General features: G+C 64.6%; 14 protein-coding genes. 5 read left to right on the top strand and 9 right to left on the bottom strand.

Translation table 11 applies throughout. The features are described from left to right. Nucleotides 1–26: 26 nt before the first annotated feature. Nucleotides 27–941: a DMT family transporter gene (locus tag EN853_RS06390; RefSeq protein ID WP_127858740.1), complete on the bottom strand. Its 915-nt coding sequence runs from the start codon at nt 939–941 to the stop codon at nt 27–29. A gap of 88 nt (nt 942–1,029) precedes the next feature. On the opposite strand from EN853_RS06390, the gene EN853_RS06385 reads away from it, so the two are divergent. Continuing rightward, nucleotides 1,030–1,506 (top strand): Lrp/AsnC family transcriptional regulator, encoded by a 477-nt coding sequence (locus EN853_RS06385; RefSeq protein WP_127858741.1) that lies wholly within the window; start codon nt 1,030–1,032, stop codon nt 1,504–1,506. Here the strand turns inward: EN853_RS06385 and EN853_RS06380 are convergent. Together EN853_RS06380 and EN853_RS06375 are read right to left on the bottom strand one after the other, a co-directional pair. After that, nucleotides 1,492–1,707 (bottom strand): hypothetical protein, encoded by a 216-nt coding sequence (locus EN853_RS06380; RefSeq protein WP_127858742.1) that lies wholly within the window; start codon nt 1,705–1,707, stop codon nt 1,492–1,494. The genes EN853_RS06385 and EN853_RS06380 overlap by 15 nt on opposite strands. A 124-nt stretch (nt 1,708–1,831) precedes the next feature. Then, nucleotides 1,832–2,314, bottom strand: coding sequence for a thioesterase family protein (locus tag EN853_RS06375; protein ID WP_127858743.1), 483 nt, complete (start codon nt 2,312–2,314; stop codon nt 1,832–1,834). 165 nt (nt 2,315–2,479) lie between these two features. Here EN853_RS06375 and EN853_RS06370 point away from each other — a divergent pair, with 165 nt between their 5' ends. Then, a complete protein-coding gene (locus tag EN853_RS06370) occupies nt 2,480–3,898 on the top strand; it encodes an FAD-linked oxidase C-terminal domain-containing protein (protein WP_127858744.1) in 1,419 nt (472 codons plus the stop codon). 12 nt (nt 3,899–3,910) lie between these two features. Here the strand turns inward: EN853_RS06370 and EN853_RS06365 are convergent, their stop codons facing one another. Continuing rightward, nucleotides 3,911–4,879: a Dyp-type peroxidase gene (locus EN853_RS06365; protein ID WP_127858745.1), complete on the bottom strand. Its 969-nt coding sequence runs from the start codon at nt 4,877–4,879 to the stop codon at nt 3,911–3,913. 212 nt (nt 4,880–5,091) lie between these two features. On the opposite strand from EN853_RS06365, the gene EN853_RS06360 reads away from it, so the two are divergent. Beyond that, the gene (locus EN853_RS06360; protein WP_127858746.1) at nt 5,092–9,111 is read left to right on the top strand and encodes an AsmA family protein; all 4,020 of its coding nucleotides are present in this window, start codon (nt 5,092–5,094) and stop codon (nt 9,109–9,111) included. A 29-nt stretch (nt 9,112–9,140) separates the two neighbouring features. On the opposite strand, the gene EN853_RS06355 is transcribed toward EN853_RS06360, so the two are convergent. Next, a complete protein-coding gene (locus EN853_RS06355) occupies nt 9,141–9,572 on the bottom strand; it encodes a helix-turn-helix domain-containing protein (protein WP_127858747.1) in 432 nt (143 codons plus the stop codon). A gap of 187 nt (nt 9,573–9,759) precedes the next feature. Here EN853_RS06355 and EN853_RS06350 point away from each other — a divergent pair, with 187 nt between their 5' ends. After that, nucleotides 9,760–11,562 (top strand): chloride channel protein, encoded by a 1,803-nt coding sequence (locus tag EN853_RS06350; protein WP_127858748.1) that lies wholly within the window; start codon nt 9,760–9,762, stop codon nt 11,560–11,562. Nucleotides 11,563–11,568: 6 nt separating this feature from the next. On the opposite strand, the gene EN853_RS06345 is transcribed toward EN853_RS06350, so the two are convergent. From EN853_RS06345 to EN853_RS06330, 4 genes are all read right to left on the bottom strand, one after another. Further along, nucleotides 11,569–11,796, bottom strand: a complete 228-nt coding sequence (locus EN853_RS06345; protein ID WP_127858749.1) for a ribbon-helix-helix domain-containing protein — start codon at nt 11,794–11,796, stop codon at nt 11,569–11,571. A 9-nt stretch (nt 11,797–11,805) separates the two neighbouring features. Next, entirely contained in the window at nt 11,806–12,003 is a 198-nt protein-coding gene (locus EN853_RS06340; RefSeq protein ID WP_127858750.1) for a DUF4169 family protein, read from the bottom strand. Nucleotides 12,004–12,012: 9 nt separating this feature from the next. Beyond that, nucleotides 12,013–12,543, bottom strand: coding sequence for an SspB family protein (locus EN853_RS06335; RefSeq protein WP_127858751.1), 531 nt, complete (start codon nt 12,541–12,543; stop codon nt 12,013–12,015). A gap of 116 nt (nt 12,544–12,659) precedes the next feature. After that, the gene (locus EN853_RS06330; protein ID WP_127858752.1) at nt 12,660–13,343 is read right to left on the bottom strand and encodes a TetR/AcrR family transcriptional regulator; all 684 of its coding nucleotides are present in this window, start codon (nt 13,341–13,343) and stop codon (nt 12,660–12,662) included. Between the two features lie 206 nt (nt 13,344–13,549). Here EN853_RS06330 and EN853_RS06325 point away from each other — a divergent pair, with 206 nt between their 5' ends. Further along, nucleotides 13,550–14,755 (top strand): multidrug effflux MFS transporter, encoded by a 1,206-nt coding sequence (locus EN853_RS06325; protein WP_127858753.1) that lies wholly within the window; start codon nt 13,550–13,552, stop codon nt 14,753–14,755. Nucleotides 14,756–14,768: the final 13 nt, after the last annotated feature.

The following is a 14,768-nucleotide window of genomic DNA, read 5'->3' as shown; positions in this document are numbered from 1 at the left end:
CACACATCAACGGCGCCCTCGGTGGATCACTCCTGCGCCGGCTTGTGCAAGGCGACACCGACGATCACCAGCGCAATGCCGAGGCAATCGGTGAGGCTTGGAACCTGCCGCAGCACGATGACGCCGATCAGCGTTGCGGTGAGCGGCAGGAGCGAGAGCATCAAGGCGAAGCTCGCGCGCGGCAGCCGCGCCATGGCGAGCTGGTCGCAGATGTAGGGAATGACCGACGAGCAGATCCCGACGCCGATGCCGGCGAGCAGCAGTTGCGGGGCCGAGAAGGCCGGCAGCGCCTCGCTGAAGCCGATGGGCAACACGATCAGGAAGGCTATCGCCATGGCCGTGCCGAGGCCGGCGATGCCGATGCCGGTCCGGGCGACGCGGTGGCCGAGCACGATGTAGCCGACGAATAGCGCGCCGTTGAGAAAGGCCCAGAACAGGCCGATCGGGTCGCTCGACCATTTGACATCGATGAGCAGCAAGGTGCCGGCGACGGCGATGGCGAGCGCCGCGAGATTGCGCCGGCTTCTGAGCCCGACGAGCGCGACGCCGATCGTGCCGACGAATTCGATCGCGGCGACCAGCGAGATCGGCAGCCGGTCGAGAGCCAGATAGAAGGCGCAGTTCATCACCGCCAGGCAGGCGCCGAAGGCTAAGAGAAGCAGGCGGGCCGAGCGGTCGGCCCGGGCGAAGACAAGCCATGGCCGGGTGAGCGGCGCGAAGATGAGCGCAGCGGTGGCGATGCGCAGCCAGGCCATGCCGAGCACGCCGACCTGAGCGAACAGCAGCACGGCGAAGGCCGGCCCAAGATAGTGGAAAATGGCGCTGACGCAGAACCAGACATGCGGCGGCAACGCATTGGCCAGTCCGGCGAGGGCAGGGCGCGCTGCGTCGGTGTCGCCAGCGGTCCGGTTTGTGGTGCGAACTTGCGCTTCCGAATTCATGGGATCACTATCGCAGGCGAAGCTCGTTATTTATATGAGCGATGAACAGCTTTGACGGTTATTAGCTTTCTGAAGAAAGAGAATTCACTTGAAACGCCTTCGAAATGAAAATTCCAGTCTGAATGCGGCGGACCTGAAAATCCTGCGGCTGCTGGAAAAGGATGCGCGCACCAGCACGGCTGAGCTGGCGCGTGCCGTCGGGCTCTCGGCGCCAAGCGTGGCCGAGCGCGTCCGCAAGCTGCAGGAGAACGGGGTGATCGAGGCCTATACGGTGAGGATCAATCCGTCGGCGCTAGGCATGAAGCTGTCGGCGTGGTTGAGGATCCGGCCGGTGCCCGGACAACTTGCCGTCGTGGCCGATATCATCCGCGAGCTGCCGGAAATCGCGCAATGCGACCGGGTGACCGGCGAGGACTGCTTCATCGCGCTGGCGCATGTCGGCTCGGTCGCGGAACTGGAGCGGGTGATCGACCGGATCATTCCCTACGCGATGACCAACACCGCCATCATTCAGTCGTCGCCGGTCGCGCCGCGCTCGCCGCTTCGCGGTTTAAGGGAGCGCTGAGGGCTCAGTATGACCGCGCCTCATGCGCGCCTGCTTGAGAATGGCGCGCCAGCGAATCATGTCGAAGGGGATAGGCTCGTTGTTGTTGGCGATGTGAAAAATCTCGTTGTTGACGTTCTTCAGCGATCGCCAGAAATCATAGTCGGTGATGCGTGGATCGGCCGCCAACCGCTCCACTTCGACCTTGATGTCGCTTTTCATGCACTGTCCTCGCACCGCATTCCGCCTGCCGCCCGCGCGTAAACCCGGTGCGGCGGTTTTCGAACGCGCCACTGAGTCGTTCAACAGGCTCAAGTGACTTGTTCACGTTAAAACCTTGGTAAGGTTAACGTGGGCGTTTGATGCCGATCGAACGGCCGGCGCGCTCCGGCATCGGCAGCGCGGCGTGGGCGGCGCGCATGGCTTCAACCTGCGCCATCACATCGGCGGGGAAGGGGGCGACCTTCGGCCCGGCCATATCGACATGCAGCGAGAGCGATTCGGATGTGGCGGCCAGCCAGCCGTCGACATGGCGGATTTCCTGATAGACCCTCAACCGCTTCTCGTCATGGTCGATGAGCTGGAAGGAGACGTTCACCTTGTGGTCGAGGTGCAGTTCCTGCACGTAGCAGACATGGACTTCCGCCGTGTAGATGGTGAGGCGGCGTTCCTTGGCGTAGTTCGGCCCCATGCCCATCAACTCGAAGGCTTCGTCGGAGCAGCGGTCGAACAGCACGTTGTAGTAGGCCATGTTGAGATGGCCGTTATAGTCGATCCAGTCCTTCTCGATCGCCATCGGCTTGGAAATGATCGGCGCGGGCATCGTCATCTGGTTTTCCTTGATCGTCGCTGGACAGGGCGTGGCTGGTGAGGTTCTCTTTGTTCCGGCGCAATTCCGGACGGAAAACCGCTTCACACTTCTCCTGGAATTGCTTTAGGCATCATCCATAGCTGCATGGCAAGAGCGGCCGCTGGTCCATTCGCGGAGGAATTCATGGCTTTGAGCGACCTCAACCTCGTCGAACGCAACGAGGAGGGCATCGCCGCGGTGCTCGGCGTCCTCAAGCAGCGCTTCGGCGAGCGCTTCCAGACCGGCGAAGCGATCCGCGGCCAGCACGCGCATACCACCACCTATATTCCGACCCAGGCGCCGGACGGCGTCGCCTTCGTGGAGAGCACAGCCGAAGTGCAGGAGATCGTGCGCGCCTGCGCCGCGCACCGCGTGCCAGTCATCGCCTTCGGTGTCGGCTCCTCGCTCGAGGGCCACACCAATGCGCCGGGCGGCGGCATCTCCATCGACACCTCGCGGATGAACCGCATCCTTGCGGTCAATCCCCAGGATCTCGACTGCACGGTCGAGCCCGGCGTGACGCGCGAGGACCTCAACCGGCATTTGCGCGACACCGGCCTGTTCTTCCCGATCGATCCGGGTGCCAATGCTTCGCTCGGCGGCATGGCGGCAACGCGCGCCTCCGGCACCAACGCCGTGCGCTACGGCACGATGCGCGAGAATGTGCTGTCGCTGACGGCCGTGATGGCCGACGGCGAGGCGGTGACGACCGGCAAGCGGGCGAAGAAGAGCTCGGCCGGCTACGACCTGACGCGGCTTCTGGTCGGATCGGAAGGCACGCTCGGCATCATCACCGCGCTGACGCTCCGCCTGCAGGGTATTCCGCAGGCGATCTCCGGCGGCGTCTGCCCCTTCCCGACTCTTGAGGCAGCCTGCAACACCGTGATCGCGACCATCCAGATGGGCATTCCGGTGGCGCGCATCGAACTGGTCAACGCGCTGCAGATGCGGGCGATGAAGAACTATTCGAAGCTCGACTATCCCGAGAGCCCGTGCCTGTTCGTCGAGTTCCACGGCAGCGACGCGGGCGTTGCCGAACAGGCCGAGACTTTCGGCATGATCGCCGAGGAAAATGGCGGCGGACCGTTTCTGTGGACCAGCGTCGCTGAGGAGCGGACGAAGCTCTGGAAGGCGCGGCACGATGCCTACTGGTCGTCGCTGACGCTGCGTCCTGGCGCCAAGGGCTTGTCCACCGATGTCTGCGTGCCGATCTCGCGGCTCGCCGAATGCGTCACCGAGACCGAGGCCGACATCGCCGAGATGGGCCTGATCGCGCCGATTGTCGGCCATGCCGGCGACGGCAATTTCCACGTGCTGGTGTTGATGGATGTCGATAACCCTGACGAAATCGCGCTGGCGGAAAAGTTTGTCGCCAGGCTCAACATGCGCGCGATCGCCATGGAGGGCACCTGCACCGGCGAGCACGGCATCGGCCAGGGCAAGGTCGGCTTCCTGCGCCATGAGCTCGGCCACGGTGTCGATGTCATGCGCACGATCAAGCAGGCGCTCGACCCGCTGAACATCATGAATCCGGGCAAGATTTTGCCGGCGGCTGGAAGATAATGTTGCCGCGCACTACCCCTGCGCGCTCTCGGCGAGTTTCTGCAGCATAGGTCGGGTGGGCGCGAAGAAGGTCGTGCCGGTGTGCGGTGTCGAGAAGTCGAGCAGCCGGTCGTAGGCGCCCGGCGGCTCGCCGACATACATGCGCTGCAGCATCTTTTCGATCACCCACAGATAGCGGGTGTAGCCGATAAAATAGGTTCCGAATTCCTTCTGCCCCGGTCGGCCGAAGGGCATGTTGTCGCGCAGGATGTCATATTCGTTGCCGGCGTCGTCCTTGATGGTGGCCAGCGACTTGTGCGATTTGCGCGGCTTGTCGTCGTCATCGATCTCGATGTTGTCGATCTTGGTGCGGCCGATGATCTCTTCCTGGAGATGCGTGGGCTTTTCCGCCCATGCACCGAGATCGTGCAGATATTTCTGGACGACGACATAGCTGCCGCCGGCAAAGTCGGCATCCTCGTCGCCGACAAGGGCCGAAGTGGGCAGATCGAGGCCGGTCGGATTGGCGGTGCCGTCGACAAAGCCGAGCAGGTCGCGCGCGTCGAAATAGCGAAAGCCGGTGACCTCGTCGACGGCCGTGACGCTGCCGCCGAGGCTGTCCAGCAGGATGCGCTCGAATTCAAAGCACATGTCGGAGCGTTCAGCACGGATGTGGAAGAGGAGGTCGCCCGGCGTCGAGGGCGCCGAATGGACCGGTCCCTTGACCGGGGCAAAGGGCTTCAGTTCGCGCGGCCGCCGGTCCGGGGAGAGACGCGCCCAGAGGTCGGCGCCGATGCCGGCGATGCACGACAATCGGCCGGACAGGTCGCGGAAGCCGACATTCTTGACGAGATCGTCAAGTTCACCGAGCACCGAAGCCACCTTGGAGAGGGCCGCCCGATCGCTGCCGACCGTGACGACGAGGAAGACCGCGGCGAGCGACAGTGGAGCATCGACACTCTGCGCGTCGATCGGCACCCTGTCCCAGTTCTTGCCTGACATCGGGAATGCTCCATGTTTTGCGATTTGGTTCGGACGATCGCGGCCGGCTTGGTCGCTGAGGCTGGGCGTGCGGCGAAAGATATCGCGACCGCGAGCGGCGGCGCAACCGCGTACGCCGCCCCTGATCGGATGCCGCACCGGCGAATTGCCTCTTTATCGACACGCGGATGCGGGTAGAGTGCGGCTGACTTTAATCCTACGCTCTGTAGAAGATGCTTGCTCGCCTGTTCGTGATCTTCGGTGGCCTGTTCGTGCTGGTGCTGTGCGCGGCGCTGGTGGTGCCGTATTTCATCGACTGGACCGGCTATCGCGCCGATTTCGAGCGCGAGGCGAGCACGATCCTCGGCCGCAAAGTGACGGTGAAGGGCGACGCGACCGCGCGGCTCCTGCCGTTCCCATCGGTGACATTCTCCAATGTCGAGGTCGCGGGCGGCCCTGCCGGCCAGCCGGCAATGACGATGGAGACCTTCTCCATGGATGCGGAGCTGGCGCCGTTCCTGCGCGGCGAGCTGCTGATCTTCGACATGCGGCTGGTGCATCCGAAGGCGACCATCGACGTCGCCGGCGACGGCACGGTCGACTGGGCGATCCGGCCGTCAGCGCCATTCGATCCCAACCAGATCGCGATCGAGAAGCTGACGGTGACCGAGGGGCAGATCGAGCTGCGCCATGCCGCCGGCGGGCGCAACCACCTGATTTCCGAAATCAACTCGACCGTTTCCGCCAAGTCGCTTGCCGGCCCGTGGCGGATGGACGGCTCGCTGCGCTTCGACGGACTGCGCGCCGACGTCTCGGCCTCCACCGGCAAGGTGGAAGCAGATGGCCGGATGCGGCTCAGGCTGAAAGCCGATCCGGATGCCTATCCGCTCATCATCGAGACAGATGGCAATGCCGGCATCGTCAAGGGCGCGGCGGTCTATTCCGGTCAGTTCAAGATTTCCGGCGCCGACAGGAACTCGGCCGAATTGCGCGGAACTGACGGCGAGCCTGTGAAGGTCAGTACCGGCAAGCCCGATCCCGGCTTCCGGCTCAACGGCAAATTCGCGCTCGACCACCAGAAGCTCGGCGTCGACGAATTCCGTTTCGAGACCGGGCCGCTCGACAATCCCTATACCGCCGACGGCAAGGCCGCGGTCGATCTCGGCCTCAAGCCGCACTTCTCGATAGAGGCGAACGGGGCGCAGGTGCAGTTCGACGAAGCGGTGGGTGCATCCGCGGGCGCCGGGCTGACGCTCGATCAGCGTATCGCGGCGTTCGAGCAGACGCTGCTGCACATGCCGAAGCCGACGATACCGGGCACGGTCGAGGTCAGGCTGCCGGCAGTAGTGGCGGGCGACACGACGGTGCGCGACGTGCGGCTCTCGGCGGAGCCGGTCGAGGGCGGCTGGTCGGTGAAGTCGCTCGCCGCGACGCTGCCGGGCCGCGCAACACTCGAAGCCGACGGCATGCTGAGCGTCGAGGACCATTTCGGCTTTACCGGCTCCCTGCTGCTTGCCGTCGGACAGCCTTCCGGTTTCGCCGCCTGGCTGTCGAAGGATGTCGACGACGCGATCCGCCGACTGCCGGCGGCGGGTTTCAAAGCCAAGGTCGATCTCAGCGAGGATCGCCAGTCCTTCAGCGATCTCGAGCTCATCCTCGGCAAGGCGAAGTTTTCCGGCAGCATCGATTCCAGCCAGCCCGACGGCGCCAGGCCCTCGGTGCTGATGCGGCTCGAAGGCGGCGAGCTCGACGTCGACGGCCTGACGGCCTTCGCCTCGATCTTCGTCAGCGACAAGGGCGCCAACCGCTTCTCCGACCGCGACCTCGATTTCCAGATCAAGGCGGGTCCGGTCAGCGCCGGCGGGCTGACCGCCGACACGGTGGATACGGCGTTGAGACTGCGTGAGGGCCTGCTCGAAATCGACCGGCTCTCGGTCGGCGGGCTTGCCGGCGCATCGATCAGCGCCACAGGGCGCATCAAGGACTTTCCGGAAAGTCCGACCGGCAAGCTCGACGCATCGGTCGTGGCCGTGGATCTCAAGCCGCTCATCGACGTCGCGGCGCAACATTACCCGGACAATCCGGTTCTGAAGGGCCTGGCCACCCGTGCGGCCGCTTATCCGGAACTGTTCCAGGACGCCCGCATCGATCTGGTGACAAGTGCGGCCGACAATGGCGACGGCACCACGGGGCTCGCCCTCTCAGCGCAAGGCAAGGCCGGCGGCTCCGCCTTTTCGGCCTCGCTCTCGGGCAAGGGCGCCGCGGACCGGCTCCTCGATGCGCCGGTGTCGCTCACCTTCAACGCCAGGAACCAGAACGCCGCCACGCTGCTTGCGCTCTACGGCCTGCCGGCGCTGCCCCTCGGCATGCTCGGACAGGCGAGCACGGATGTTTCGGCGAAAGGCTCGCTCGGCGGCGGCCTGGCGACAAGCTTCAATCTTACGGCCGACGATTTCAGGGCGAGCTTTCTCGGGACCGTCGCCGAGACCCAGCAAGGCGCCATCGCCAAAGGCAAGGTCAACCTCGACGCTGCCGATATCGAGCCTTGGCTGATGACGACCGGAGTTGGGCTGCCGGGCATGGGCACCGGCACGTCGACATCGCTGGCCGCCGATGCCGATTTCGGCAACGGACTCCTGGTGCTGAGCGGGCTCAGCGGCGCCATCGACAAGGCGGCAGTGTCGGGCGACGTCAATGTCGATAGCAAGGATGGGCTGCCGCATCTTGCCGGCGCGCTGGCGCTCGACGAGCTCGATCTCGATCCGCTGGCGGTGTCGCTGTTCGGCGACCAGTCCTTCCTTGCCGCGAAAGGGGGCGGCTGGCCGACGGAGCCGTTCAGCCAGAAGTCGACCCTGCCGTTCAGCGCCGATATCGATCTCGACGCGGCGGCGCTCGCCGCTGGACCGTTCGCCACCGCGCATGATGCAACGCTGTCGCTGAAGCTCGACCGGGAAGGCATCCACGTCTCGGGCCTCAAGGCCAAGCTCTATGGCGGCGCGCTCACCGGCCTGTTCGAGCTCAAGAATACGGAAGGCACCGGCCTGTTTTCGGGTCAGCTGAAACTGGCCGGGACTGATCTTTCCGCGGTGCTGCCTGGTTCCGGCGTCAGCGGCAGCGGCGATATTTCGGCGGCGCTGTCGACTAGCGGCAAGTCGGTCGATGCGATGATTGCCGCGTTGTCGGGTTCCGGCACGGCAGCGCTGAAGGGATTGACCATCGCCGGCATCAATCCCGATGCCTTTGCCGCGATCATCGCCAAGGCAGACGCGATCGGGCGCGACATCGATGCCGCCAGGACCGCCGGCTTCGCGCCTGAGATCGCAGGCGAGGGCAGTTTTTCGGCCGGCGACGCCGACATCGCCTTCACCGTTGCCAACGGCACGCTGCGAGCGCCGCCGATCAGCCTCGACAGTCCGGCGGCGACACTGTCGGCGGACGTTGCCGCCGACCTCGACGCGAGCACCCTGACCGCCAAGGGAGCGATCACCTATCGCCCCGGCGACGAGGCGCTGGTCGGTTCCGAACCGACCGTGAATTTCAGCCTCGCCGGTCCGCTCGGAGCGACGGCGCTCGAGTTCGACAGCGCGCCGCTGGCGCAGTTCCTGACCCAGCGCGCGCTGGAGAAAGAGCAGCAGCGAGTCGAGGCGATGCAGGCGGCGTTGCTCGAGAAGCAGAGGCTGCGGCGCGAGGTGCGCTACTACGCGGCGCTGCAAACCGAGCGCGACCGGGCGGCCGAGGAATTGCGCCGGCAAGAGGAAGAGGCGCGGCAAAAGGCCGAAGCCGAGGCCCAGGCGAAAGCCGAGGCGGAGGCGCAGGCAAAGGCGGAAGCGGAAGCCAAAGCGGAAGAGGAGGCGAGGGCCAAGGCAGAGGCTGAGGCGCAGGCAAAGGCAGAAGCGGAGGCGCAGGCAAAGGCGGAAGAAGAGGCGAAAGCCAAGGCGGAGGCCGATGCCAAGGCTCAGGCCGAGGCGGATGCACGCGCCAAAGCGGAGGCGGAAGCGAAGGCCCAGGCAGATGCGGACGCCAAAGCAGAGGCAGAACAACGGGCTGCTGACAAGGCGGCCAAAGCTCAGGCTGAGGCGCAACGCAGGAAGGCCGAGCAGGTGAAGCTGGAAGCCGAACGCAAGGCGCAGCAGACGCCAAACGTCGACCGCTCGCTTCCCGGCGTCAACGACAATTCCGCTCCGGAGCCGCCTAAGCCGAAGGCCAATCCATTCACGATCGACAATCTCTTGAAATCGCTGGACGGCGGCTGAGACTCAAATTCGGCGCTATATGTCCGCGCTCAAACCGGCTCCTGTCGCGAAAGCAGGCGGCGCAGCATCGGCTCGATGCGCGAAAGCTCGTCGAGATGGGCGGCCGACAATTCGGCGAGGCGGTCGTCCGCAAGGGGCGTCAACTGCAGCAGGACGCGGCGGTTGTCGGCCTTGTCCTGATCCCGTGCGACCAATCCGGCCTCGCTCAGCCGATTCACCAGTTCGACGGCGCTGTGGTGGCGGATGCGCAACCGCTCGGCCAGATCGCCGATCGCCACCGGCCCGCCACCTGGGTAACCCTTGATCGCCAGCAGCGCCTGGTGCTGGCGCGGGGTCAAGCCCGCTTCATTCGCCTGCAACTGGCTGAATTCGAGGAAGCGGCGGATCAGGTAGCGGAACTCCGACAGCCGCTGATAGTCGGCCTGGCTGATGGCGGGAGATGTTTTCTTCGGATGCGTCATTTTCCGACTTATGGCCGTTTCCTTCCAAAGCTCAACTCCTCAAAGCACACAGAGGGCCTTGCGCAGCCGCAACCAAAATGACGCGGAACAGCGATCGAAGACGGCCTTGAAGAATTATATCGTGTTACGATATGTAGCCGCCCAACAAACGGACAGCATTACGCCGCCAGAAAGCTCAGGCTCCCCAATGAAATCTGCCCATACCGGAAACAGCCACCTGCGCGACTTCACCACCGATCCGCGGGTGCTGCTCATCGCGGCAATTGCGGTCGTGGTCGCGACCGCTGGGCTGTTTGCCGGCATCGCGCTGTTGAAGCTCATCCGGCTTGCCACCAACATTGCCTATTTCGGCCAGTTCACGCTGGCGGAACTTAGACTGGAGGGCACGCCGCTCGGGCTTGCCGCGGTGATTGTCCCCGTGCTCGGCGCGCTGATCATCGGCTTGATGGCGCGCTTCGGCAGCGAGAAGATCCGCGGCCACGGCATTCCTGAAGCGATCGAGGCAATCCTGCTTGGACGCTCGCGGCTCGACGCCAAGGTCGCGGTGCTGAAGCCGCTGTCGTCGGCGATCTCGATCGGCTCGGGCGGACCGTTCGGCGCCGAGGGCCCGATCATCATGACCGGCGGCGCCATCGGCTCGCTGATCGCGCAGATGCTGCCGGTCAGCGACAATGAGCGCAAGACATTGCTGGTGGCGGGCGCTGCGGCCGGTATGACGACCGTGTTCGGCACGCCGATCGCCGCCATCATGCTTTCCGTCGAATTGCTGCTTTTCGAATGGACGCCGCGCAGCTTCATTCCGGTCACCGTCGCGGCCATCGTTGCTGAGGTCGAACGGACCTTGCTGCACCTGCCGGGTCCAATCTTCCCGTTTTCAGGCAGCATGGAGGCGTCGGTCGCGGGATTGGGCGGCTGGGTGCTGGTCGGCATTGCAGCCGGCCTGCTTTCGGGCCTGCTGACGCAATTGGTCTATGCCTGCGAGGACGCCTTCCAGAAATTGCCGATACACTGGATGTGGTGGCCGATGATCGGTGGCCTTGTGGTCGGCTTTGGCGGACTGGTCGAGCCGCAGGCGCTCGGCGTGGGTTACGACAACATCGCCGACATGCTTGATGGCCGGATGCTCGCTGCCGCCGCGCTGATGCTGCTGGTGGTGAAGGCCATCATCTGGTCTGTGGCGCTGGGTTCGGGAACCTCGGGTGGCGTGCTGGCGCCGCTTTTGATCATGGGGGGTGCCATGGGCGCGGTACTGGCCGGCATCCTGCCCGAGGCGACGCCAGGCTTCTGGCCGCTGCTGGCGATGGCTGCGACCATGGGCGGTACTATGCGCGCGCCGCTAACCGCAACCTTCTTCGCGGTCGAACTCACCGGCAACACCCATATGCTGGTGCCGCTGATCGCGGCCTGCGCCACCGCCCACGCGGTCACGGTGCTGCTGATGAAGCGCTCGATCCTGACTGAGAAGGTGGCGCGGCGCGGACATCACCTCGTGCGCGAATACCGCGTCGATCCCTTCGCTTTGACCAGGGTGCGCGAGGTGATGACTACCAAGGTCGAGAGCGTGCCGGCGGCGATGACGCTGCATGGCGCGGCGGCATTCCTCACTGCGCCCGACACCCGACATCCAAGCTTTCCGGTGGTCGACGGGCAAGGTCATGTGCTCGGCCTCATCGATCCGCCGGCGATTCTGCGCTGGCGTCGCGCCGGCAAGCACCGCAAGACGACGCTCGGCGAGCTTTTGACCGGCAGCAAGGTCACGCTCGCCTATCCCGACGAGTATCTGGAAGGGCTGTCCGACAAGCTGCTGCTCGCCAACGTCTCGCATCTGCCGGTGGTCTCGCGCGAGGACGCTCGGCTGGTCGGCTACATCGGCTGGAAGGACCTGATGCGGGTGCGGTCGAAAAAGCAGGCGGAGGAACGCGATCGCTCGGCCCTGCTCAGCTTCGGCACGAAAAGCAGGGCACAGCAAAGCATCGGCGACTCCGTCTGATGCCGCTCACGACGCCTTGCCGCCGCGCTTTGCCCAGGCGAGCACGTAAAGTCTCAGCGCCGAGGAGAGGTTGGCGTCGCGGGTCCTTGTCTCATCGATCTCGGCGACGAGGGCCGCGAGCGACAGCGAGCGCTGCGTCGCGATCGCCAGCAAATCATCGTAGAAGGGTTGCTCCAGGGAGAAACTGGTGCGGTGGCCGCGGATCGTGACCGAGCGCTTTTCGACGGCCGCCATCGGAGACGCTCAGTGCCGGTCCGGATCGCCGGGCTTTTCGCGGCGATGGCCGTCCATGAATTTCTCGGTCCTGTCGGAATTTAGCCGGTCACGCTCCCGCTCGGCCTTGGAGCGGCCGTGCAATGCCCGGTTCTCACCGGCCAAGCGCTCCTTCTCGATGCGCGCTTTCTGCTTGCGGGCCTGGCGGAGATTGACGACCTCGCCCATTTCGCCGGTTCACTTCTTGCGGAAGGCGTCGAGCGAAACCACGTCGGCACTCTTGCCGCCGGTGTCGGCGGCAGCCGGCTTCTTGTCGGCGTCGGCGGCCTTCTTCTTCGATTCCGGTTTCTTTTCCGCCACGACCGCGATCGGTTCAGGCTCCGGCGCGGTGTCGTCGTCGCCCGCGCCTTCCGCCTTGACGTCGAATTCGAGTTCGAAATTCACCGAAGGATCATAGAAACCGCGCACGGCGGAGAAGGGGATCTCGAGCTTTTCAGGCACGTCGGAGAAGGAAAGGCCTACCTCGAAACCTGCATCCGTCACCTTTAGGTCCCAATACTGGAACTGGATGACAATGGTCATCTGCTCCGGATAACGCTCGCGCAGCCGCGAGGAAATACGCACGCCAGGCGCGCCGGTCAGGAAGGTGATGAAGAAATGATGGTTGCCCGGAAGGCCGGTGCGCGCGACTTCGGCCAGGACCTTGCGCATGACGCCGCGCAATGCCTCCTGGGCCAGAATGTCGTAGCGGATGTGGTCGTCGGCCATGTGACGGTCGGGTTCCGTTGAATCGTCCGCATAGCTGTAATCAAGCTTGAGCGCGGCGTAAACCGCATATAGGCGCCTAACGCTGAGGCCAAGAGGGATGGCGGTGATTTGATCGCTCAGGCGTGGGCGAGGCCGGCCTGCCTGACGGATGCCGCTTTCCGCCGGCCGAAGGCGGCCAGGAAAGTCCTCACACCGTTGGTGGCGGATCGCAGCACCTCTTCTTCGGTCGGCATGCCGCCGAGCATGAAGGTTATCTGCAGTTCGGCATTGACGAGAGCGAAGAACTGGCGCGCCGCCACATCCGGGTCGTCGATCGAGAGGTGCCCGGCATAGGCAAGCCGTGCGAAGCGGGCGGCAAGCGCCGACCAGGTGCGGCCCGGCCCTTGTTCGCGCCACTCGGCAAAAAGCTCCGGATAGCGCTCCCCTTCGGCCTGGATCAGCTTGCGCAGGAAGCGGCCGTCGCGGTTGCAGGTACAGTTGCGGTTCATGCGCACCGCAAAGGCGACAAGATCGGCCTCAAGGCCGGCGGGCTGGTCGGGGAAGGTGGCTATGGTGGCGAAGATGCCGGCGTTGCACCGCTCCGTCAGGTCGCGCACGACCGCCACGAAGAGCTTTTCCTTGTCGCCATGATGATTGTAGACGGTCTGGCGTGAAACGCCGGCCTCGGCCGCGATCAGGTCGATATTGGCGCCGGCATAGCCTTCCCTGCAGAACACGGAAGCGGCGGCCTCAACCACCGATATGCGCTTGGCCTCATGGCTGCGTGGCGGGAACGTGTCAGGAGAGACGCCGGGCTTCATTAAAAACTATATAGCGGTGATTGACGAATTGGACAAGTCTGTCTAAATTTGTGGACACAATAAAGGCAAATCCGGTCCAGCGAGACGAACAAGTTCGCTCTGAAAAGACGATGAGTTCGCTCTCAGATGTCGGATTTCCACGGGATGGAACGTCCTTGGGTAGACGCCGGACGACGGCGGCAACCAGATCCGAAAGAAGCCCTATCATGAGTCCCAAATTCCTCCGCATCGCGGTCGTGCTCGGCTTGTTGTCCGCAATCGGCCCTTTCGCCATCGATATGTATCTCCCCGCGCTGCCCTCGATCGGCGAGGATTTGAAGGCCGGGACTGCCGCTGTGCAGATGAGCCTTCTGATCTTCTTCCTGTCGATGGGTTTCGGCCAGATCGTCGTCGGGCCGATCTCGGACATGGTCGGGCGCAAGCTGCCGCTTTATGCCGGCCTTGCACTGTTCATGGTCGGCGGCGTCGGCTCGGCGATGGCGCCCAATATCGAATGGCTGATCGCCTTCCGCTTCCTGCAAGGGCTCGGCGCCAGTGCCGGCATGGCCATTCCGCGTGCCATCGTGCGTGACCTGCATACCGGCAACGAGGCTGCCAAGCTGATGTCGCTGTTGATGCTGGTGTTCTCGGTCTCGCCGATCCTGGCGCCGCTGACCGGCAGCCAGATCATCGAGAGCTTCGGCTGGCGCGCCGTGTTCTGGACAGTCACGGGCGCCGCGGCTTTGGCCACCATCCTGCTCGCCACCTCGCTGAAAGAGACGCGGTCGGTCGAGGAGCGCGCCGGATCGTCTTTCGGCACGGCATTGGCTGGCTATCGCTATCTGATGGGCGACCGCAACTTCCTCGGACTGGTGGCGATTGCCGGCTTCGGCATTGCGAGCTTCTTCGTCTATCTGTCGAGCTCGTCCTTCATCCTGATCGACCACTACGGCCTGTCGCCGTCGGTCTACAGCGTTTTCTTCTCGATCAATGCGGTCGCCTTCATCGGCATGTCGCAGCTGACCGGGATGCTGGCGGATCGCTTTGGTTTGAAGCGTGTGGTCTGGGTGGCGGTGACCGGCTACGCCACGGTGATGGTGGCGCTGTTCGCGATCATGGCGTCCGGCGTCGACCGCCTCGACGTGATGGCGGCGCTGCTCTTCGTCGGCTACGGCTTCCTCGGCCTCGTCATCCCGACGACTTCGGTGCTGGCGATGGAGGAGCATGGCGAGATCGCCGGCACGGCCTCGGCGCTGATGGGCACGCTGCACTTCGCCATCGGCGCCCTGGCGATGGGTGTCGCGGGTCTCTTCTTCGACGGCACGCCGCTGCCGATGGTGGCCGGCATCACGCTTTGCGCGGTGATTTCGTTCACGCTGGCCAAGGTGACACTCGGCCGCGCGCGGGAAGCGGTCGAAGCGCCTGCGGAGTAAGAGAACCCACAAA

It is taken from the genome of Mesorhizobium sp. M1C.F.Ca.ET.210.01.1.1, assembly GCF_004791585.1.
Lineage (GTDB): Bacteria > Pseudomonadota > Alphaproteobacteria > Rhizobiales > Rhizobiaceae > Mesorhizobium.
Note: the sequence above shows the minus strand (reverse complement) of the source record. Positions and strands in the feature narration are given on the sequence as shown.

Bases quoted from the DNA above. Each gene is read 5' to 3' on its own strand.
- EN853_RS06340 (WP_127858750.1), bottom strand. From the start codon at position 12,003: ATGGGCGAGGTCGTCAATCTCCGCCAGGCCCGCAAGCAGAAAGCGCGC.
- EN853_RS06345 (WP_127858749.1), bottom strand. From the start codon at position 11,796: ATGGCGGCCGTCGAAAAGCGCTCGGTCACGATCCGCGGCCACCGCACC.
- EN853_RS06390 (WP_127858740.1), bottom strand. From the start codon at position 941: ATGAATTCGGAAGCGCAAGTTCGCACCACAAACCGGACCGCTGGCGAC.
- EN853_RS06350 (WP_127858748.1), top strand. From the start codon at position 9,760: ATGAAATCTGCCCATACCGGAAACAGCCACCTGCGCGACTTCACCACC.
- EN853_RS06335 (WP_127858751.1), bottom strand. From the start codon at position 12,543: ATGGCCGACGACCACATCCGCTACGACATTCTGGCCCAGGAGGCATTG.
- EN853_RS06375 (WP_127858743.1), bottom strand. From the start codon at position 2,314: ATGACGATGCCCGCGCCGATCATTTCCAAGCCGATGGCGATCGAGAAG.
- EN853_RS06325 (WP_127858753.1), top strand. From the start codon at position 13,550: ATGAGTCCCAAATTCCTCCGCATCGCGGTCGTGCTCGGCTTGTTGTCC.
- EN853_RS06380 (WP_127858742.1), bottom strand. From the start codon at position 1,707: ATGAAAAGCGACATCAAGGTCGAAGTGGAGCGGTTGGCGGCCGATCCA.
- EN853_RS06365 (WP_127858745.1), bottom strand. From the start codon at position 4,879: ATGTCAGGCAAGAACTGGGACAGGGTGCCGATCGACGCGCAGAGTGTC.
- EN853_RS06355 (WP_127858747.1), bottom strand. From the start codon at position 9,572: ATGACGCATCCGAAGAAAACATCTCCCGCCATCAGCCAGGCCGACTAT.
- EN853_RS06370 (WP_127858744.1), top strand. From the start codon at position 2,480: ATGGCTTTGAGCGACCTCAACCTCGTCGAACGCAACGAGGAGGGCATC.
- EN853_RS06330 (WP_127858752.1), bottom strand. From the start codon at position 13,343: ATGAAGCCCGGCGTCTCTCCTGACACGTTCCCGCCACGCAGCCATGAG.
- EN853_RS06360 (WP_127858746.1), top strand. From the start codon at position 5,092: ATGCTTGCTCGCCTGTTCGTGATCTTCGGTGGCCTGTTCGTGCTGGTG.